The 19,218-nt window shown below is 38.0% G+C and carries 24 protein-coding genes and 2 tRNA genes; 12 read left to right on the top strand and 14 right to left on the bottom strand.

The features are described 5' to 3' along the window. Positions 1–6 precede the first annotated feature (6 nt). Complete coding sequence (locus tag RB214_RS09125; protein ID WP_309166240.1) at positions 7–804, bottom strand: hypothetical protein; 798 nt, start codon at positions 802–804, stop codon at positions 7–9. Positions 805–818: 14 nt separating this feature from the next. On the opposite strand from RB214_RS09125, the gene RB214_RS09120 reads away from it, so the two are divergent. The 3 genes from RB214_RS09120 (at position 819) to RB214_RS09110 (ending at position 3,509) form a co-directional block, all read left to right on the top strand. Next, on the top strand, positions 819–1,367 hold the full coding sequence (locus tag RB214_RS09120; protein ID WP_309166238.1) for a hypothetical protein: 549 nt from the start codon (positions 819–821) through the stop codon (positions 1,365–1,367). Positions 1,368–1,541: 174 nt separating this feature from the next. After that, positions 1,542–2,945 carry a M28 family metallopeptidase gene (locus RB214_RS09115; RefSeq protein ID WP_309166235.1) on the top strand — a complete coding sequence of 468 codons (1,404 nt, stop codon included), beginning with the start codon at positions 1,542–1,544 and terminating at the stop codon, positions 2,943–2,945. Between the two features lie 117 nt (positions 2,946–3,062). Next, complete coding sequence (locus RB214_RS09110) at positions 3,063–3,509, top strand: DUF4826 family protein (protein ID WP_197188733.1); 447 nt, start codon at positions 3,063–3,065, stop codon at positions 3,507–3,509. Between the two features lie 62 nt (positions 3,510–3,571). Here RB214_RS09110 and RB214_RS09105 read toward each other — a convergent pair whose 3' ends face one another. The 5 genes from RB214_RS09105 to mnmA form a co-directional block, all read right to left on the bottom strand. Further along, the gene (locus RB214_RS09105) at positions 3,572–4,030 is read right to left on the bottom strand and encodes a GNAT family N-acetyltransferase (RefSeq protein WP_165743165.1); all 459 of its coding nucleotides are present in this window, start codon (positions 4,028–4,030) and stop codon (positions 3,572–3,574) included. A 154-nt stretch (positions 4,031–4,184) separates the two neighbouring features. Beyond that, positions 4,185–5,342, bottom strand: a complete 1,158-nt coding sequence (locus RB214_RS09100) for a cupin domain-containing protein (protein ID WP_309166232.1) — start codon at positions 5,340–5,342, stop codon at positions 4,185–4,187. An 88-nt stretch (positions 5,343–5,430) separates the two neighbouring features. Continuing rightward, positions 5,431–6,801, bottom strand: a complete 1,371-nt coding sequence (purB, locus tag RB214_RS09095; RefSeq protein ID WP_309166231.1) for an adenylosuccinate lyase — start codon at positions 6,799–6,801, stop codon at positions 5,431–5,433. Positions 6,802–6,832: 31 nt separating this feature from the next. After that, positions 6,833–7,435 carry a high frequency lysogenization protein HflD gene (hflD, locus tag RB214_RS09090; protein WP_033028400.1) on the bottom strand — a complete coding sequence of 201 codons (603 nt, stop codon included), beginning with the start codon at positions 7,433–7,435 and terminating at the stop codon, positions 6,833–6,835. Further along, the gene (gene mnmA, locus RB214_RS09085) at positions 7,435–8,535 is read right to left on the bottom strand and encodes a tRNA 2-thiouridine(34) synthase MnmA (protein WP_309166230.1); all 1,101 of its coding nucleotides are present in this window, start codon (positions 8,533–8,535) and stop codon (positions 7,435–7,437) included. Before mnmA ends, hflD begins: the two co-directional genes overlap by 1 nt. A gap of 359 nt (positions 8,536–8,894) precedes the next feature. On the opposite strand from mnmA, the gene RB214_RS09080 reads away from it, so the two are divergent. Further along, the gene (locus RB214_RS09080; protein ID WP_309166229.1) at positions 8,895–10,166 is read left to right on the top strand and encodes a sensor domain-containing diguanylate cyclase; all 1,272 of its coding nucleotides are present in this window, start codon (positions 8,895–8,897) and stop codon (positions 10,164–10,166) included. Position 10,167: 1 nt separating this feature from the next. On the opposite strand, the gene RB214_RS09075 is transcribed toward RB214_RS09080, so the two are convergent. Genes RB214_RS09075 through RB214_RS09045 form a run of 7 tightly spaced genes read right to left on the bottom strand, consistent with a single transcriptional unit; the run spans position 10,168 to position 13,306 of the window. Further along, on the bottom strand, positions 10,168–10,605 hold the full coding sequence (locus tag RB214_RS09075) for an NUDIX hydrolase (protein ID WP_033028398.1): 438 nt from the start codon (positions 10,603–10,605) through the stop codon (positions 10,168–10,170). After that, positions 10,598–11,284 (bottom strand): pseudouridine synthase, encoded by a 687-nt coding sequence (locus tag RB214_RS09070; RefSeq protein ID WP_309166226.1) that lies wholly within the window; start codon positions 11,282–11,284, stop codon positions 10,598–10,600. The genes RB214_RS09075 and RB214_RS09070 overlap by 8 nt, the downstream gene beginning before the upstream one ends. Continuing rightward, positions 11,284–11,613 carry a TusE/DsrC/DsvC family sulfur relay protein gene (locus tag RB214_RS09065; protein ID WP_007375712.1) on the bottom strand — a complete coding sequence of 110 codons (330 nt, stop codon included), beginning with the start codon at positions 11,611–11,613 and terminating at the stop codon, positions 11,284–11,286. Before RB214_RS09065 ends, RB214_RS09070 begins: the two co-directional genes overlap by 1 nt. Before the next feature lie 3 nt (positions 11,614–11,616). After that, positions 11,617–11,883, bottom strand: a complete 267-nt coding sequence (locus tag RB214_RS09060) for a DsrH/TusB family sulfur metabolism protein (RefSeq protein WP_008133664.1) — start codon at positions 11,881–11,883, stop codon at positions 11,617–11,619. After that, positions 11,880–12,236 carry a sulfurtransferase complex subunit TusC gene (tusC, locus tag RB214_RS09055; RefSeq protein WP_002962696.1) on the bottom strand — a complete coding sequence of 119 codons (357 nt, stop codon included), beginning with the start codon at positions 12,234–12,236 and terminating at the stop codon, positions 11,880–11,882. The genes RB214_RS09060 and tusC overlap by 4 nt, the downstream gene beginning before the upstream one ends. Next, on the bottom strand, positions 12,233–12,586 hold the full coding sequence (tusD, locus tag RB214_RS09050; protein WP_309166222.1) for a sulfurtransferase complex subunit TusD: 354 nt from the start codon (positions 12,584–12,586) through the stop codon (positions 12,233–12,235). The genes tusC and tusD overlap by 4 nt, the downstream gene beginning before the upstream one ends. Before the next feature lie 54 nt (positions 12,587–12,640). Further along, positions 12,641–13,306 (bottom strand): Bax inhibitor-1/YccA family protein, encoded by a 666-nt coding sequence (locus tag RB214_RS09045; protein ID WP_309166220.1) that lies wholly within the window; start codon positions 13,304–13,306, stop codon positions 12,641–12,643. A 251-nt stretch (positions 13,307–13,557) separates the two neighbouring features. Here RB214_RS09045 and RB214_RS09040 point away from each other — a divergent pair. The 4 genes from RB214_RS09040 (at position 13,558) to RB214_RS09025 (ending at position 16,045) form a co-directional block, all read left to right on the top strand. Then, a tRNA-Ser gene (locus tag RB214_RS09040) sits at positions 13,558–13,648 on the top strand. A gap of 83 nt (positions 13,649–13,731) precedes the next feature. Continuing rightward, positions 13,732–13,822, top strand: a tRNA-Ser gene (locus tag RB214_RS09035). Positions 13,823–14,310: 488 nt separating this feature from the next. Continuing rightward, positions 14,311–15,099 (top strand): LytTR family transcriptional regulator DNA-binding domain-containing protein, encoded by a 789-nt coding sequence (locus RB214_RS09030; RefSeq protein WP_309166219.1) that lies wholly within the window; start codon positions 14,311–14,313, stop codon positions 15,097–15,099. Positions 15,100–15,217: 118 nt separating this feature from the next. Continuing rightward, a complete protein-coding gene (locus RB214_RS09025; protein WP_309166216.1) occupies positions 15,218–16,045 on the top strand; it encodes a CPBP family intramembrane glutamic endopeptidase in 828 nt (275 codons plus the stop codon). Here the strand turns inward: RB214_RS09025 and RB214_RS09020 are convergent. Continuing rightward, positions 16,009–17,382 (bottom strand): IS4 family transposase, encoded by a 1,374-nt coding sequence (locus RB214_RS09020; protein WP_309166214.1) that lies wholly within the window; start codon positions 17,380–17,382, stop codon positions 16,009–16,011. The two genes, RB214_RS09025 and RB214_RS09020, sit on opposite strands and share 37 nt — an antisense overlap. A 157-nt stretch (positions 17,383–17,539) precedes the next feature. Here RB214_RS09020 and RB214_RS09015 point away from each other — a divergent pair, with 157 nt between their 5' ends. From RB214_RS09015 to RB214_RS09000, 4 genes are all read left to right on the top strand, one after another. After that, positions 17,540–17,788, top strand: a complete 249-nt coding sequence (locus tag RB214_RS09015) for a hypothetical protein (protein WP_182719810.1) — start codon at positions 17,540–17,542, stop codon at positions 17,786–17,788. 173 nt (positions 17,789–17,961) lie between these two features. Next, complete coding sequence (locus RB214_RS09010; protein WP_309166212.1) at positions 17,962–18,342, top strand: hypothetical protein; 381 nt, start codon at positions 17,962–17,964, stop codon at positions 18,340–18,342. 128 nt (positions 18,343–18,470) lie between these two features. Continuing rightward, a complete protein-coding gene (locus RB214_RS09005) occupies positions 18,471–18,929 on the top strand; it encodes a GAF domain-containing protein (protein ID WP_182674352.1) in 459 nt (152 codons plus the stop codon). Further along, entirely contained in the window at positions 18,929–19,207 is a 279-nt protein-coding gene (locus RB214_RS09000) for a hypothetical protein (protein WP_002961910.1), read from the top strand. The genes RB214_RS09005 and RB214_RS09000 overlap by 1 nt, the downstream gene beginning before the upstream one ends. Positions 19,208–19,218: the final 11 nt, after the last annotated feature.

The raw sequence follows: 19,218 nt of genomic DNA, 5'->3' as shown, positions 1-19,218 counted from the left end.
AGCGTTTTATTCAATATGATAAATGCTGTTAATACTTTTATAAAGGTCTGGCGCAAAGTTTATAAACACCGGTGAGTTTTGTATTTCATCAACGTTTATATGCATTAATGTTTGCTGGCTTAGTATGATCACTATATTTTTGTATTCGTTAAACTCTATTATCGCTAAGCACTTAAAATGTTGCCTTAAAAGTACTAAAAGCATTTGCAGCTCTTGGCCTGTTTGTGGGTTTAAATTAATGATTACTTGCGTATTTTGCTCACTGCAGCGATTTATATTTTGCCAAAAGCTATCGCTAGTTAAAAAAGGCTGATGATATTCACCACTAAAAATATCGATAGTGATTACGTTAAAGTGATCAGAGCATTGGGTAATATATTGCTCGGCGCATTGTAAATAGCTGCTGTGCTTAATAGGTAACTTAAAGTGCTGGGCGGCGATTAAGGCAATGTTTGGGTTTATTTCTACCGTGTTAAATGTATTGATGGTGTTTATGTAATGCGTATTACTTTGTAAGTGATACATAATTCGCTCAAACCCTGCCGTGCCTAAACCTAAATTTAATATATTTAGTGTATCTACCGGTTTAAGTAAAAATAACATCATACACTGGTTTACAGGTACTATTACTTGCTCTGGGTGCGTAAGGTTCATAACGCCTTGAATTGTTATGTCTTCATTGGTTTTTTGTGCAAGCGTTAACCAACGGTATTCTTTATTTTGATACACGCATACGGGGCCGTATGCACTTTGCTGCGACTCAATAAGGTTACTTTTAATTGTATCTTCTTTTAGCTGACGCATAACTTAAACTATTAATGTATACACAATTACAGTGTGCCACGAAAATCACATTTTTTTGTAGATTATTGTGTAACAAGGTTTGTAATTTAACCTCTAAATATAATATTGTATTAGCAATTAATTACTTAGACGTTATTCAAGGATTGGAAATGGGGTTGATTCTAGGGCCTGCTGTTTTAGCGTGGTTTGCGCTATTTATCTATTCTTTACGATTAGGGTATGTGCTTATTTATAAAAATATGAGCGTGTTAACCACAGTGTCTACTTTTGCAATTAGTATTGTTGGTATGTTGGCTTTTATGACGTATGGACATAGGCAGTTTGTAAACAATACCTCTGTTTGGGCATTTGAGATCCCGAGTTACTTTTTATTTAGCAAAATAGCTTTTATAGGTGTATTGAGTGGTTTTTTACTTAACTACTATATTAATCCTGAAAATAGTTCGGAGTTTTTGAGCTGTTTAGCATTTGTATTAATATTTATGTTTTCTGCTGGTGTGCTTGCAAGCTTAGGAGGACATGAGGCCTTTTTGAAAGAATTTGATATTAAAACTACTCATTAAAAATATGCATAATAAATTTTGGCCCAGTACCTATAAAAGGTAGTGGGCTTTCTACTATCCTAATAACCTCTTGTCAATGCGCTTTAGCGTGATCCTTTCTACATCTACCTCAAATGTATTGCCATAAAACCTTAGCTAAGTAATGGTTACACTATAATAATTAGGAGCTAATAGATGCTTAAAACACCTTTGAAAATCACAACAACGTTACTTAAATTTACTGCAATTGCAGGCGCCTGCACACTTGCATTATCAGCACATGGGAAAACACAACTTCAATACACAGAACAGCAAAAATTACATGATATAGCAGCTCAAGTATCACCCGAACGTATTGGTAGTGACATTCAAACGCTGGTGGATTTTGGTACTCGCCATACGCTTTCAGAAACTAAATCGGATACTCGAGGCATTGGTGCGGCTAGGCGCTGGATAAAAAATGAATTTGAAAAAATATCCGCGCAGTGTGGCGGTTGTTTGGAAATCATTGAAGTAAAGGACACTATATCGGGCGAAAAGCGCATTCCTAATCCTGTTGAAGTGGTTAATATTGTGGCTATTCAACGAGGGTCAAGCGAGCCTAATCGCATGGTGATTATGTCGGGTGATATAGATTCTCGTGTAAGTGATGTTATGGACTTTACGAGTGATTCACCGGGTGCTAACGATAATGCATCGGGCGTGGCAGGAGTAATAGAAGCAGCTCGTGTTTTAAGTAAATACAAATTTAATGGTTCGGTAGTTTACGCGGCGCTTTCGGGCGAAGAGCAAGGTTTGTTTGGCGGTAAAATATTAACGGCTTATGCACAAAAGCATAACTGGCAAGTTCATGGCGTTTTAAACAACGATATGATTGGCAATATTACCGGTATTAATGGGGTAACTAATAACACGACTGCACGTATATTTTCAGAAGGTACCCGTGTTGAAGAAACAAAAGAGCAAGCTAATACTCGGCGCTTTACAGGTGGTGAAGTCGATTCTGCGAGTCGTAATTTAGCTCGCTACATAGATACTATTGCTGACAGATACATTCCTAATTTAGATACAATGCTTGTATATCGATTAGATAGATTTGGCCGTGGTGGGCATCATCGTCCATTTAATGATGCAGGTTTTGCAGCGGTGCGTATTATGGAAACTAACGAGCACTACGATCGTCAGCATCAAGATTTACGCACTCAAAATGGTGTTGAGTATGGCGATACCATTGAAGGTGTTGATTTTGATTATACGGCTAAGTTAACTTCACTTAATGCGGTAACGATGGCGTCTATGGCGTGGGCACCCGCACCGCCAAAAGAAGTTAAAATAAAGGGCGCTGTTACAGCTGATACGTCGTTTTCATGGCAACAAAGCAGTGATGAAAATATTGCTGGCTATAAAATTTATTGGCGTTACACGAGCGAGCCGCAATGGCAGTTTAGTAAATACGTTGGTAAGGTTTCACAGTACACACTTAAAAACGTAGTGATTGATAATTATTACTTTGGTGTAGCCTCTGTTAGTAAAGACGGTATTGAGTCTCCAGTAGTTTTTCCGGGTGATGTAGGTTCGTTTGATCACAATATAAAATAATAGTTTGGCTAAAAACACAGCAAACAGAGCGCTTTAAGGTGCAAATGACCGTTTTATACTTGCACCTTATTTACTAAGCCCTTAGAGTGTTAAAAAAGAAGTAAAAGGTTATTAAAAATGCAACAACAAGAAAAAAAGCCGTTAACAGCAAAAGAGCAAGTTATAACTGATGAGCAAAGAATGCAGTGGCAACGCGAATGTTTTCAAGCAGCGCAAAAACATTTAGCCGAAAAGGGCATTATGCCAAAATCAGTAGTTGATAAAGACAGCCGATTTTTAGCACCACTTTGTGCAATGTGGAAATTTAAAGCGCAAAACGGTAAAACATATTGGGTAGTAACAGGGCGCTTACCTACAGATCATGCTGAAGTAAGTGCAGCTACAGATGCTCGCGATGCAATGCGTTATTTTTCTTTGCAGTGGCAATTAAAAGCGGATCAAATTATGAGTACAGGCGCGCGTGATAAAACGCAGGTAGATTTTGCTAACTTACTTATAAATAGAGCACATGGCTTGTACGAAATGTATGATAATGAACCGCTGTGGGCAAATGAGGCAAAGTAACGACAGTTTGGGTTAAGTAACAATGTAGAGGGTGATAGCTTATTTATTGCCCTTTTCTTTATCTAATGGACAAGTGTGAAGGGAGTTGTATTAAACGCCGAAACAGAGCATTGCATACGTTGCCTAGGAATTCCCGCCTCCATAAAAACATTTCCTTGCTGAATAAAGCCATTTCGCTTAAAACGCTCTACCTCATTTAAAATACAATTAATGCTTACTTCTTCAATACCTTGGTTTGAGGCTAATTCGACAATAAAGTTGAGAAGAGATGTATATACTTTGCGATTACGGTGCTCAGGTAATACAGCTATTCTGCCGATTAAGCCATCTTTACATAATCTACCCGTTGCTATTGGGCAGTTTGCATCGTCTGTAACAAGTACATGTAATGCAATTTTATCTAGGCTATCAAATTCGATATGCTTGGGGATATGTAACTCGTAAACAAAAACTCGCTCTCGAATTTTTTGTAGCAAATCTTTTTTTATATCCCATTCAACCTTATCAACCAGATAGCCCATTGCAAACTCCTATTGATACCAAATTAAAATGAGTAAGCAATCACAGCAAAGTTATTTAAGCCAATATCAGATGAAAATTAAAAATTTTAACTGACCTGTATACATAGTATCTTGCGCTGTAAAATGCTCATCATTATTAATATAATTGGTATTATTACTCGTGGTCTATATTAAACCAGATCCCCTCATTAACAAGTGTAGTAAAAGTTTGAGTAAAAACTAAACTTGGCTTTGTTAAATTTAATGCTGAACTTTCAAACTCAGTATGATCGGTAAGTAGTTTTACCGCCGCTAAGTCGGTTAACGGCATGGCGTAATTTTCGCCATTAACACTTAGTAAAACTTCTGTATCGAGTTGCTGATAAATAGCGCGTGTGCCACCTAAACGCTCAAACACTGCTTCTTCATTACTTAAATCATCGCTTATTTGCTCTGACGTAAATGGAGGCTCTACTGGCGCTAAATCCATTTCATGTTTGGGCTGACTAAGCGTTGAGCCTAACCATTGTTTAAATAAATCGTCATTTTCTAAAAGTGCCGCCATCAATGTTTTAACTTTATCAACTTCAAGGTTTGTAAGTTCACCTTTTGATTTTCTGAGCATGATGTTGTGATCGGTATAACGTTTTTGGCCGCTTTCGGTATCAATAATATGATCGGCAAAGCTTGATAATAAATCTTGTTGATTTGGCGCTCTAAAACCAACTGAATAATTGAGCGCGTTTTCGATAGCGTAACCTTCGTGAGGGCACCCTGGTGGAATATATAAAATATCGCCAGGCTCTAATATGCAATCAATTACGGCTTCAAATGCTTCTACTTGCAGTAATTTTTTGTTTTGAGCAAACTGCTTAAGTGTTGGATCGGGTAGGCCTACGCGCCAATGACGTTTACCTTCGCCTTGAATAATAAACACGTCATATTGGTCTAAGTGTGGGCCAACACCACCATTAGGCGTTGAATAGCTGATCATTAAATCATCTATGCGCCAGTTTGGAATAAATCTAAATGGCTCTAGTAGTTGCGCAGCTTCGCTATGCCAGTGATCAACTGCTTGCACGAGCAATGTAGAATGATCGTCTGTTAACTGCTCAAAGTCTTCAAATGGACCTTGGTAGGTTTGCCAATCATTTTTATGATTGGTAATAATACGTGACTCTATGCTTTCTTCCATTGCGAGGCCGGCAAGTTCATTAGCATCAAGTGGGTCTTGAAAATCTGCAAAACCTTGTTTGATTAAAAGCGGCTTTTTTTGCCAAAAATGGCTTAAAAACTCTTGCTCAGACAAATTATTTATTTTTAATTGATACATACATTATACCTACTAGTTTGTGCAATGGGGTTAAAACAAAAAAAGCGAAAGGATGAGCCTTTCGCTTTTTAAAAGAGTAATTTAGTTTTTAAACTAAATCATCAATAAACTCAACAGCACGACCAATGTAATTAGCAGGTGTTAGTTTTTTCATTTCTACTTTAGCCTGCTCTGGAAGGTCAAGACCATCGATAAAGTCAGCCATTATTTCTAGATTTACACGTTTACCGCGTGTTAAATCTTTAAGTTTTTCGTATGGCTTTTCAATACCATATTTACGCATAACTGTTTGAATCGGCTCGGCTAGCAATTCCCAGTTTTGATCAAGCTCGTCAGCTAAACGTTGCTCGTTTACTTCAAGCTTGCTCACACCTTTAAGTGTTGATTGGTATGCAATGATCGCATAGCCCATACCTACACCTAAGTTACGTAATACCGTTGAATCGGTAAGGTCACGTTGCCAACGAGAAACTGGTAATTTTTGTGCAAGGTGAGCAAAAATAGCGTTTGCTAAACCTAAGTTACCTTCTGAGTTTTCAAAATCAATTGGGTTAACTTTATGCGGCATTGTAGATGAGCCAATTTCGCCCGCAATTGTTTTTTGCTTAAAGTGATTAAGTGCGATGTAACCCCACATGTCACGGTCAAAATCGAGCAAAATAGTGTTAAAGCGTGCAATTGCGTCAAACAACTCTGCAATATAGTCATGCGGTTCAATTTGTGTGGTAAATGGGTTAAGTGTTAAACCTAAGCTTGATACAAATTTATCTGCGTGAGTATGCCAGTCGTAATCTGGGTATGCGCTAAGGTGAGCGTTGTAGTTACCAACAGCACCGTTAACTTTACCAAGCATTTCTACTTGTGCAATTTGGTCGCGTTGACGCTTTAAACGCATGTATACGTTAGCAAACTCTTTACCCATCGTTGATGGTGTAGCCGGTTGCCCGTGCGTACGAGTCATCATTGGGATTGCTTTGTACTCAATCGCTTTTTCTTTAATTGCGCTTAAAAGTTCATCGCAATAAGGAAGTAAAACCTTGTTACGTGCTTCGCTAAGCATTAAACCATGAGATAGATTGTTAATATCTTCTGAAGTACAAGCGAAGTGAATAAATTCATTGATTGCATGAAGCTCACTGTTATCGGCTACTTTTTCTTTTAATAAGTATTCAACCGCTTTAACATCGTGGTTTGTAGTGCGTTCAATATCTTTAACGCGCTGTGCATCAGCTTCACTGAAGTTATCTACAATAGCGTTAAGTAGTGCATTTGCTTGTTCGCTAAATGCAGGTACTTCTTTTATATCGCTTGCTGCAGCTAACGCTTGCAACCAACGCACTTCAACAATTACGCGGTATTTAATTAAGCCAAATTCGCTGAAAATACTGCGTAGTTCAGTGGTTTTGCTGCCGTAGCGACCATCCACTGGAGAGATAGCCGTTAACGCTGAAAGCTCCATAATAACTCCTAAATTTTAGTTTGAACGATAGTTAAATTTTTGATTTAGCAATGGCGAGTATTTTTCTTTTTGAAAAGAAAAAGTGACGGCGTTTACCGCCCATTTGTCGCCATAATACTGCACTTCTAACACCGGCTAGTAATAGCGCACGGATTTTATTTTGAGTGAGCTGCTGTTTTAATAACTCGGGTTTACCATAAACCTGTATTCGGTGCCCAAGGGGGCTCAGCACCGACGAGTATATATCTGCTAAGCCGGCAACAACGCTCTCGTCGGTAATAGCAAAATGATCTAAACGACGATGAATATCATCAATTCGTTTGCCTAATTCGTTTAAGCTCTTGTCGTTTGCATTTAGTGCACGTTCAAGCTGCATTAAACCACCTACGTACTTTACTATTTCAACATCTTTTTGAGCGCCTGCAGTAAGCTGCGCCATTAATGTTTTATAGCCATCACGCAGGTTATCTGTACCTTGATAAACGTCCTCTGGAGATTCAGGAGATGTTTGAATAATACTTGAAAGTAAGATTTCTAAATCGTGTTCGTTGTTGCTGCCGTATTGGGCAATTTTTTGAACTTGTTTAGCAACCTGGCACATGGCGGCAAGCGCCATGACTTGGTATTCATTCATTACTTAATCACCGAGTCAATAATACCACCACCTAAACACACATCTTCTGCGTAAAATACGGCAGATTGACCTGGCGTAACTGCTTTTTGTGGTTCGTCGAATAATACACGAGCCATGCCGTCTTCACCTACAAGTAGGGTACAGCTTAAGTCTTCTTGGCGGTAACGTGTTTTAACTGTGCAGCGAGTGGTACCTTTAGGGCCAACGCGGTCTACCCAATGTAATTGGTTTGCATTAAGACCATTACTGTATAGACGGGGGTGATCTTTACCTTGACCAACAACAAGTACGTTACGTTCTAAATCTTTATCAACTACGTACCATGGTTCGCCAGAACCTTCCTTCATACCACCAATTAACAAGCCTTTGCGTTGTCCAAGTGTGTGGTACATTAAGCCTTCATGCTCGCCTACGTTGTTACCGTCAGTGTCTTCGATAACACCAGGTTGCGCTGGTAAGAACTTTTGTAAAAAGTCTTTAAATTTCCGCTCACCGATAAAGCAAATTCCGGTGCTGTCTTTTTTATCGTGAGTGATTAGGTTTTGTTCTTCTGCTATGCGGCGTACTTCTGGTTTTTCGATATCGCCTACAGGGAATAACGTTTGGCCAATATGTTCATGGCTTAGGGTATATAAGAAGTAGCTTTGATCTTTATTGTTATCAAGTCCGCGACACATTACGTATTTGTCATCGCGAAGTTCACGGCGAACGTAGTGTCCGGTTGCAATAAAGTCAGCACCGAGTGCTTGAGCCGCAAATTCTAAAAAGGCTTTAAATTTAATTTCTTTATTACACATTATGTCTGGGTTTGGTGTACGGCCGGCTTTGTACTCTGCTAAAAAGTATTCGAATACATTATCCCAGTATTCAGCAGCAAAGTTTACTGTGTGAAGCTCAATGCCTAATTTGTCGCATACGGCTTGTGCATCTTTTAAGTCATCAGCGGCAGCACAGTATTCATCATTGTCGTCTTCTTCCCAGTTCTTCATAAACAGGCCTTCTACTTGGTAGCCCTGTTGTTGTAATAAATATGCAGATACAGAAGAATCAACACCGCCGGACATGCCAACAATGACTTTAATGTGACTATTTTCGCTCATGAATAATTTCGCTTATACAGATTGCTGTTAACTTGGAAAGGCCGCGATTATAGCATGTATTTTGTTTGAGCTTAAAGAGCGTAGGGCGGCAAAGGACATAATTTGTCGCTATTTTATTTGTATAACAAATAGCAAACTAGACTTAAGCGCATTATCAGGCTGTAACTTTAGTAATATTAAAGTGATCTTTACTAATAAATTAAGACTATAGAATAATTCATGTAGTTATTGAGTTTTAATAGTATTTTCTTTTAAAACTACTAGAGTAAATATACACTTAATAAAAATAAAAATAGTGGTGAGTATATGAATGTTAACCACTTTAAAGCCGCTTGAAATATAGTCAATGGAATGAATATATGAATTATGCCTATCAAATAAACAAGATAAATTCTTTAGTTGAGCATTACACACGAAAACCGGATTTTGTGGATAGCGAATTACTTTCTCGCAAAACGACAGAGTTTAAAAAATCAGCCTATCATCTTTTTTATGAGTTAATAAAACTCAAAAACCCTCATATATACCAAGAGCCTAACCATGTACATGAGTTATTTAGCTTAATAAAAGGTTCAACAGTTAAAAAGAACGTTGAGTTAAAGGTGCTTGAGCATGTAGAGCACTGGTGGCTTGAATGGTATTTCGCCTTAGAAATGGACGAAAAGCTTAGTATAGAAAAAAATGATATGCCAATGAGTTACTTGCCCCAAAGTACACCCAACCCTATGCGCAAACATGAGATAAGCCACTACGCTAGGTTATTTACCGTTTTGCCAATGCCAGTATGTAATGTATGTGCTAAGACGGGTGATATTTTGAAAGTTAATCAACGTTTTGTAGATGTTTTTGGTTATACAGTAGAAGATGTGCCGAATCTTAAATCATGGTGGGAAAAAGCGTATCCAGATCCCCAATACAGAGCACTTGCAAAAGAGCTGTGGCAAGACTCTCTTGAAAAGGCACTAAATAACAATAACGACATACCCGCAAATAACTATCGAGTTTCTTGTCGTGATGGCTCGCAAGTGATGATGGAAATTTCAGGGATTGATATAGGTGAAGAGTTTTTAGCTGTTTTTAATGATGCAACAGAGCGTTTAGAAGCAGAAGATATACTCAGGGATATGGCCTTTTTGGATGCATTAACCAAAATTGCTAATAGGCGTCGGTTTGATGAAAAGCTAACGCATGAGTTTGAACGAGCAAAAGAATGCGAAGGCATGCTATCGATGATTATTATTGATATTGACCATTTTAAGCAATTTAATGACCGGTATGGGCATGTAGCGGGCGATACGTGCTTATATGACGTGGCTCAAAAAATTGCTTCAACGGTTAGTCGCCCAGAAGATTTTGTGGCTCGCTATGGTAGAGAAGAATTTGTTGTTTTACTTCCACAAACGGATAGGCAAGGAGCGTTGTTTATAGCTGAGCAAATACAAAAAGCTGTAGAAAGCTTAGCTATTGCTCACCAGGATAGCTTTACCGGATTTTTATCTATAAGTATGGGTGTTAATACCATCAGCAACTATACAAATAGTAATGAAGTCAGCTTTGTTAAAGCTGCTGATAACGCCCTGTATTATGCTAAAAAACAAGGGCGTAATTGTATAGCGCTAAGCTCTGAGTAAATCAATTATAAATAGTTTCTAAGCTTAACGCTGGTCGATTCAGGCTGTCGTTAATACACTTGAGCACTAAAGGGCTCCTAAGCGGTAATGATTTTATTTGCTCTAATGTATGCCAGTTAGCGCTGATAATGTCAGAATCTATTGGTGTTGGTGCTTTTATATTATTAGGCGCTTCAAATAAAAAGCAGAATCGCAAATAGTGCACTGCGTTATCGGCATGCAAATTATAAACACCTAAAAACCCAATAGGCGCAAGCGCTAAGCCTGTTTCTTCTAGTAGCTCTCTGCTTGCAGCTTGTGCAAGTGTCTCATTTTGCTCTAAATGACCCGCAGGTTGATTGTAACAAATTTGCTTTGTAAATTTATCGCGCTCTTTTACAAGTAAAAACTCATTTTGCTTTTTTACTATTGCTGCAACCGTGACATGCGGTTTATGCATCAACTACGCCCTTAATTACTTTGTATTCACCACAATTAATATCATCCAACGTATAGTTGCCAATGCTATAGCGGATGAGGCGAAGTGTAGGGTGTCCAATATGCGCGGTCATTCGACGAACTTGTCTGTTTCTACCTTCATTAATAGTAATACTTAGCCAAGTGGTAGGGATTGCTTTTCGCTCGCGTACAGGGGGATTACGCGCCCAAATTGTTGGCTCATCAATTACTTTAACGTTAGCGGGGAGTGTAAGCCCGTCTTTAAGTTCTACGCCATTACATAAATCATTAATTGATTCACTCGTTGGTTTACCCTCAACTTGTGCCCAGTAGGTTTTATTCGTTTTTTTATCAGGAGCAGTTAAGGTGTTTTGTAGTTTCCCACAGTTTGTTAAAAGCAATAAACCTTCACTGTCTCTGTCTAACCTTCCTGCTGCGTAAACTTCTTTAATAGGGATAAATTCTGCAAGCGTTTTTCTGTCTGCGTCATCTGTAAATTGGCATAGCACATCAAACGGCTTGTTGAATAACACAATTTTTCTGTCTTTAGATGCTATTTGCAGCTTTATTTCTCTTTTACCAGATGGCGTTCTGTTAAGTGCACTGCGTGAATAAGTACGCCCAGTACTTCTTTTTGGCTTGGCTTGTGTTGCTTGATTATTGCCTGATTTAGCTCTCATTATATGCACCTAGCTGGTTTTGGTAATCCGGCAATTTTTGTTGCTTGCTTGGCTGGGCCTTTAGGAAATAATTTATATAAATAAAGGCTATTTCCTTTATCTTCACCGAGTGCTTTAGCCATTGCTTTTACAAGCATTCTAATCGCTGGGCTGGTGTTATATTCAATGTAAAAATCACGAACAAAATTAATAACTTCCCAGTGCTGCTCACTAAGTGTGATGTTTTCTTGAGTAGCAATTACAGGCGCCAGCTCCTTTGACCATAAAGTATGGTCGAGCAAGTAGCCTTGTTTGTCGGTTTCAATCTGTTGGTTGTTAAATTCAAGCATGAGTTACCACGTAATTGATTGATTAGTTGATAAAGTGAGTGCCACAAAGTCTTCATAGCTAATTGCTTTATCGTTATCTGCTAATTTTATTGCACGTACTTGCGCGTCTTGTTCAAGTATTAACAGTGTATCTGCAAATTGTCTAAATTGTTTTTTTGCAAAGCAGGCATCACCAACAAGTAGTACCTTATCGCCTGATAAAATTAAGTTCTCTAGCTGATTTGCCGAGTAATAGTTAAGCGGCTTTGAAAATATATGTAACGTACTCATAGGTTCACCACATGTTGCTGCGCTTTAATTAGTGTTTGTTGTTGACTAAAGTTAAGAGCTTTTGCCTCTATGAGTAAATCATGTTTATTTAAACCATAATCAAGCAATGATTTTTCACACACGAAAATATTTTCAACATCATATATTTCGAGTGTTTTAATATTTTTAAAAAAGTCTTTTAAGCCAATATTGTTTGGTTGTTGGTGCTTTTTTAAAGCTAAAACGGCGGGGCCGCTAAACAACCAACTTACATTTTGATCAACAGCAGCAAATATCAATGTCATATCAAGTGCATCACGAATATTTAAATCGTCAAATGGGCTGCACTGACTCATTACTAATACGTTTATCATTTAAATTGCACCCATTTATCTGCGTCGCTTGCAAGCATTGCAAATTCAGCTAATCCTGCGACTTTAAATACACCTGTGTTTTTAATATCTAACCCGCGCTTTTGCGCAGCGGTAACACACAGCATTAAATTTAGTTTTTGATCAGCGAGTTGCTGCCAAAGTGCTGAAATTTGAAGTTCGTCTGAGGATAAATCAAAGTGGGTAGATGCATGATAAACACCTTGCTGGTATAAAAAAATAGCATCAATGGTGTGCCCTTGGGCTAAACATGCATTCGCAAATTTAACTATGCGTTGCGTGGTATCGTGATCGGATGGTGGTGTATGTAATGAAAGAACAAAGCGTGCCAAAACAATTCCAATAAAAAGCCCCAATAAAGGGGCTATTTTAACAGAACTATTTAATTAGTCATCACTTGCGCCAAGTAGAGCAAGCAAAGAAGTAAATAAGTTATATACGCTTAGGTATAAAGACACAGTTGCACGAATGTAGTTAGTTTCACCACCGTTTATGATTCGGCTTGTATCAAATAAAATCAAACCAGACATAATCAGTACAACTGCTGCATTAAGCACCATAAACATCAATGAATTGCCAATAAAAATATTAACTATGCTTGCTACAATCACAACGATTAAGCCAACAGTTAAAAAGCCACCCATGAATGAGAAGTCTTTTTTAGTATTTAGTGCATAAGCAGATAAACCAAAAAAGATAAGCGCTGTAGAACCTAAGGCTTGCATAATAAGCATTGGGCCATTTGGTAATGCAGCATAATGGTTAAGCAATGGACCTAAGCCAGCCCCCATTAAACCTGTGAAAGCAAACACCCAAAATACACCAGATGCTGTATCTGCTTTTTTATTTACAACAAATAATAAACCGAACGAAACGAGTGTAAACACAATTCCCATAAAGTAAGGTAATTGTAGTGCCATTGAAATACCGGCTGTAACTGCACTAAATGCAAGTGTCATAGCTAGTAAAAAGTAGGTGTTTTTAAGTACCTTGTTTGTTTCAATGGTAGACATTACCGGTTTCGCGGTATTGTACGATTGATTAAACGCCATTGTAGAGCTCCTTTAAGTGAAACGTGTGTGTTTCGATAATTTAACTAAAATTAGATTACCAACTCTTATATGTTTGGGCAAACCTTTGTAGATCAATAGAGTTAAATATTTAAATAAAAGTATATTGACGGCTAAATTAAAAACACTTTGTTTTATCTTTAAACAAATTAATTGTTTTTTAAGCACTTAAACAATTAATTTAAAAAAAAGCTTCACAAAAGGGATGGGTTTCCCTATTATGCAGGCCGTGCGGAGAGATGGCAGAGTGGTCGAATGCACCGGTCTTGAAAACCGGCATGGGTTTATAGCCCATCTAGGGTTCAAATCCCTATCTCTCCACCACTTATTTAATAAGTGTGTGGTAATTAAAATATCATTCATTTAAATAGTTATTAGTACACTCTTACTTTTAACTTAGCAGTATCGGAGAGATGGCAGAGTGGTCGAATGCACCGGTCTTGAAAACCGGCATGGGTTTATAGCCCATCTAGGGTTCAAATCCCTATCTCTCCACCATATAACAGAATAGCCCGCTAATTTAGCGGGCTTTTTTGTGTTTGGAACACAATTAGTACACTTATACAAACCCGCAATAATACTTAATCATTTTGCGGGGCTAAACGTGTCGCTCCATGCGTTAAAAAATTCTCATTTTGAACAACTAAATAGCGAATTTATTGCCTAGCTATCAACACGTTTTTCCACCCTCAAAATAGATCACTTAATTAAGCGAATTGGTATTACATCTCTTATCTCTTATTAGTAAAATCTTAAAAGCAGATAGAATTGCTCACACATCATCTTCTGATGTTAAATAACGTTGATGCTCTCTTCCTTTTTTTGTTTTTAATAAAACTACCATCACAAAAAATTTTAAATGAGTTGGAATGCACATATTAATGTGTGCTATTTTTAAACATTGGTGGATTAAAGGTATGAAAAATAGGATGTTGTGACTCAGAGATGATCTAGATTCGAGAAAGTTAGTTTTATATCGTGCCGTCATGTTTTCGTTTATAGCGCTTTTTGTACTTTTTGTACTTTTTGTATTTCAACCTTTTGGCACTTCAAGCGATACCGGGTCTTACAAGTTTCTGCGGCTTTTTGGCTATGGGTTAGTAACCTTTTGTGCTTTGCTATTGTCAGGTTTTATAGAAATAGTGTTACTTAAGTTTAAGCTAAGTAAATTAAGCCGTTTAATTATTATTCCTATCACATATATTTTAATTACTACGATTTTCAATCATGGGTATTTTGTGGTTGCTGTACTTGGGTCTTGGCATTGGCAGAATCAATTACTTTTTGTAGGGTATATTTTTTGTATTGGTGTATTTCCTCTTATTTTTTTACTTGTGGTAAATAGGCATGTAATAGATTTAACTAAGCCAAGTAAGGTTAGCGTTGCTCAAGAGCAGTTGAGAGAAGTTGAATTCAAGACAATTACTCTCAAAGGCGATAACAAAAACGACGAAATTAATGCGGCTCCTCATCATATTTTATTTATTAAATCTTCAGACAACTATTGTGAAATAACAATACAAGAAGGAGCTTCAACTTCACGTAAACTATTACGTGTATCTCTTAGCGGTTTATTAAAGCAGCTTCCAGAAAAAACAATTATATTACGATGCCACCGTTCTTATGCGGTTAACCTGCAAAACATTCAACACTACAGTGGTAATGCTGGAGGGTTGCAATTATCGCTACATACAATTGATATTAAAATTCCTGTGTCTCGTTCTTATGTAAAAGTAATCAAAGATGCTTTGTCATTAATCCCAAAATCATGTTAACCCCCCCTAAAACATGGGCTTTATACCTCATCTTGTAATTGATACCTAATAGGTCGCTTTGTATTTTTACTATTGCCAAGATTAAGTTGAAATTTACAACTTAACGAGAAAAGTAGATATGAAATACGCTATCAAGGCACTTGCAATAATTTCTATATTTGTATTTTGCCACTATGTAATGAGGCAGTTTTGGGGAGAAGGTTGGTCTAGCTGGTTGTCTGAACTTGATAATCTAACTGGCATTTTATTTACCCCCGCTAAATATATTTTTTTATATGGACCGTTAGTTATTGCGGCTATTATTTTGTTTAAACAAAGTAAGCCTTTTGAATCTATAGGGCTTAATTCCTCAGGTTTTATTAACTATGCACTCGCAGTAATTATTTGTTGTACTCCAATGGCAATAGGTTATGGATTTTTGAGTGATGAACTTAACCTATCAATACCAGCAATAATAACTGGCTCAGTTTATGCGGGGTTTTTTGAAGAGCTAATTTTTAGGGCTGCATTGTTTGGTGTTTTATTTAAATATTGTAGATGGGGCTTTGTGCCTGCGGCATTAATTAGTTCAGTAATATTTGGTCTGGGCCATATTTATCAAGGCAATGATGCGATTTCTGCATTGATGGCGGTTGCAATCACTACTGTAGCAGGTACATGGTTTGCGTGGCTATATTGTGAATGTGGTTATCGTATTTGGTTTCCTATGTGGATGCATATTTTTATGAATGCAGCTTACGGAATATTTGGTATGTCGGGTGGCGCAGTAGGTGATCTACAAGGTAACTTATTTAAAGCAACAGCCATTGTGTTAAGTATTGTGTATGTTGAGATGCTAATTCGACGAGGAAAACAGCGCGAAGTTACATTATCAAAATTATTTCAATGCACTAAAAATCTGTCTCTTGATCACAAGTCTGACTCAAGAGATTTTGCTAAATCGTAGCCTTCCAGGATGGCTTGTAACTTAAGCCATCCTTTCCATAACACTTTCACAGATGCACGCCCTGTGCGCTTGGTATCTTTCCAGCCTCCTAACTTTGCCAGTTCCTGATACGCCCATGACATATTTGGAGCAGTTTCAGGCAATGGTGTTTTTATTCTCTTTAACCACAATAACTTCCATGCTTTGGGAGATAACAGTTGTTCACAACTTGGAGAATCAGGCTGCTCATTGGTGAACTTTAGTTGCAATATTCGCGTCGCAATAAAGCCATTAATCGTCACCAATCTTTCCATGTTATCTTGGTTTTGAAGGCGTAAACTTTCGATATCCGTACCATCACTTTTCCAGACTTTATGGTATTCCTCTACAAGCCAACGGTGCTCATAGTAGGTGATGATAGCTAAGGCGTCTTCTTTGCTGGTGACTGGTTCACTGGTTAATAGGTGCCAGCTTAAGCCGTTCTTAGCGTTTCCTCGCTCTGTACAGCCGACATAGTAAACTGGGAGGGAGTGTCCTTTCTTATTGTAAGGCGCTTTGAGTGTCACTGGCGCATAGGTGATATCCAGTGTTGCGCTTCGGGCTTTTCTTCCTCCTTTTTGTGCAATGTGGATGTGTTTGGTGCCTGCACTCATCAGCTCGCTTGCAAACGCATAGAGCTTATCCTCACCTTCTTCAATATGACGACTTTGCATCGAGCGTACGACGAATCGTTGCTGCTCGGTCAGTTTATACTGCAAGTATTCGTAGATGTCCGCTTCGCGGTCACACACCGATATCACGTTCGCCATTTGTCCTTGCAGCCGCTCTGCCATCGCTCGTGACGCTGACTCCCACTTGTAACTTTCTTTTTCTTCGTAAGAAGTCGTCGCGTGTTTTTCTCTTTTTCCAATCGTGTTGATATCACGACTCCAGCGAGACTGTTCAATTAATCCCACAACTTGCTTTGTGTCTGGCGCAAACAGTAATACGCTATGAGCTAACAAGCCTCGTTGTTTTGCTCCTCGTCCGACATGACCCAAATCATCTCGAATGGAGGAATGCTTATAAATTAGTGTGGTCGTGTCTTCTAATGCGAGCAATAAGTTATGACTTTTTGCTTGTTCAACCGTGGCTTTAAAGCCTGACTCTGCTATAGCCGTTGCGTCAATATTCTCGTTGCGAATAAAGCGGTAGGCACCTTCCATATCGGCGGGGGATTGAGTGATGTTCACAAGTGGTTTTCCTGGTTCATTTGCAAGCGTTGATGCTAACTTTACCAGACGCGCTGTTCTTCTTGGATCACCTAAGTCCGATTTACCGAATTGTTGTTTTGCCCAATGAGTATGTTCGTTAATCATAATGTGCCCTCAAACAAGATTTGAAGATCTGATCATGACATTGAGATTTAGTTCAAAAAAATCCCCGCTAATTTCTTAGCAGGGATTTGTGTATAAGAGACAGCTAAAAATGGCCTTTACACGCAACAAGCTAACTTAAATTGATTGGGAAACGACCATGCTAGAATTATTTATTGTAATAATTATATTTAGCTCACCCTTTTTGATTCTTACTATTACTAAACGTTATTTCACCTATAAAACTACAATAATGGCAGCGCACGCAAAATTTAAAGGACTAAATAATAATAACAAGATAACAAAATTAGAGGAACAAACAGCGATGTTGAGCAAAAGGGTGGCAGTGCTTGAGGAAATAGTAACATCTAGCCATTTTGAGTTATCAAATAAAATAGCTAAGTTATAAGCATTTTGATAAGTGTGACCCAAACTTATGAGCCTATTAATAAAGTAATAGGCTCATACTGCAATAAGGTTTATTTTTAATCATAAATTACGACCATAGTCTCTGTTTCTAACCTTTAGATCTTGGTGCATGCTTTATACATAGAATTTAGATTTGTGTATTAAGGATTTTAAATGAAACATCAGCTAGCAAAAAGCGTAGGGCTCTCGTTATTATCGCCTGTTATTGTAGGCAGTTTACTTGGTGTTTATTACTCACTTACGCTTGAAGGCGAGTTTGTATCAATATTTCTTACCTTATTAATGACTGCTATAAAAAATGCACACATAGTAGGCTTAACAATGGCTGCTTTTGTTGTGCCTGGGTATTTACTCATGTTTAAGTATTCTAAAGTTAATTATTCAGGGGTATTAACTCTTGGACTACTAGGCGGAGCGATATTTAGTTACTTATTAAGTGCCACAACTGGCGAGATATTTTTGATCAATAGTGTAATGTCAGCATTCGCTGCAGGGCTGTTTTTGTTTGGTCTTCGTAAAACGGCAAAAAAATAATCGCAGCATTATTAACCAAGCGCACTGATAAACGGTGTGATTTCCTTTTTTTTACCTCCAAAAGGTTCCAATTTTTCACGACAAAGAGTACCTTTAGCTACTGTATGTTTAATAAGAAGTAGTTTGGTATGCAAAAGCACGATTTTTACCAGTCATTAGTTAAGCAAACTGAATCGCTGATAGCTGGTGAATCCAATGTAATTGCCAATATGGCAAACATAAGCGCGCTGTTATTTACCTCTTTAGAGGATGTGAATTGGGCGGGCTTTTACTTTATGGATTCTCCTACTGAATTAGTACTTGGTCCGTTTCAAGGTAACCCTGCATGCATTCGTATTCCAGTAGGAAAGGGTGTATGCGGAACTGCTGCGGCAACCGAAGAAACACAATTAATTGAAGATGTTCACGCTTTTGACGGCCACATAGCCTGTGATGCAGCGTCTAATTCTGAAGTAGTTGTACCTATCATGAAACATGGTAAAGTATTTGCTGTACTAGACATTGATAGTCCGAGTATTGGTCGATTTGATGCTGACGATAAAGTCGGTCTAGAAGCATTAGTAAAATGCTTAGAGGCGAGCTTGTAATGAAAGATTTGCTAAATGTTCAAGACTACCTATTTGCTGTACAAGATGTTGGCGATTGGGAAGGCGAAGAAGAACATGTAGCGGAAACGCTCAATGATTTGATTCATATTGCATGGGATCGTCTTCCAGATGATTCAGAATGTGAATTTATTGATGAAACGATAAATGGTATTTGGGAACACCTTCGAGGTGATATGGCTGTTATAGAAGCCGATTTCGAAGAGTTGGTCGACTGGGTAACACACTACGTCGATTCGTCCCTTGATGAAAAGATGTGAAAAATAGGTTC

It is taken from the genome of Pseudoalteromonas sp. HL-AS1 (assembly GCF_031198785.1).
In the GTDB taxonomy this organism is placed as follows: domain Bacteria; phylum Pseudomonadota; class Gammaproteobacteria; order Enterobacterales; family Alteromonadaceae; genus Pseudoalteromonas; species Pseudoalteromonas distincta.
The sequence above is the reverse complement of the archived record's forward strand: the minus strand, read 5'-3'. Positions and strand labels throughout refer to the sequence as shown.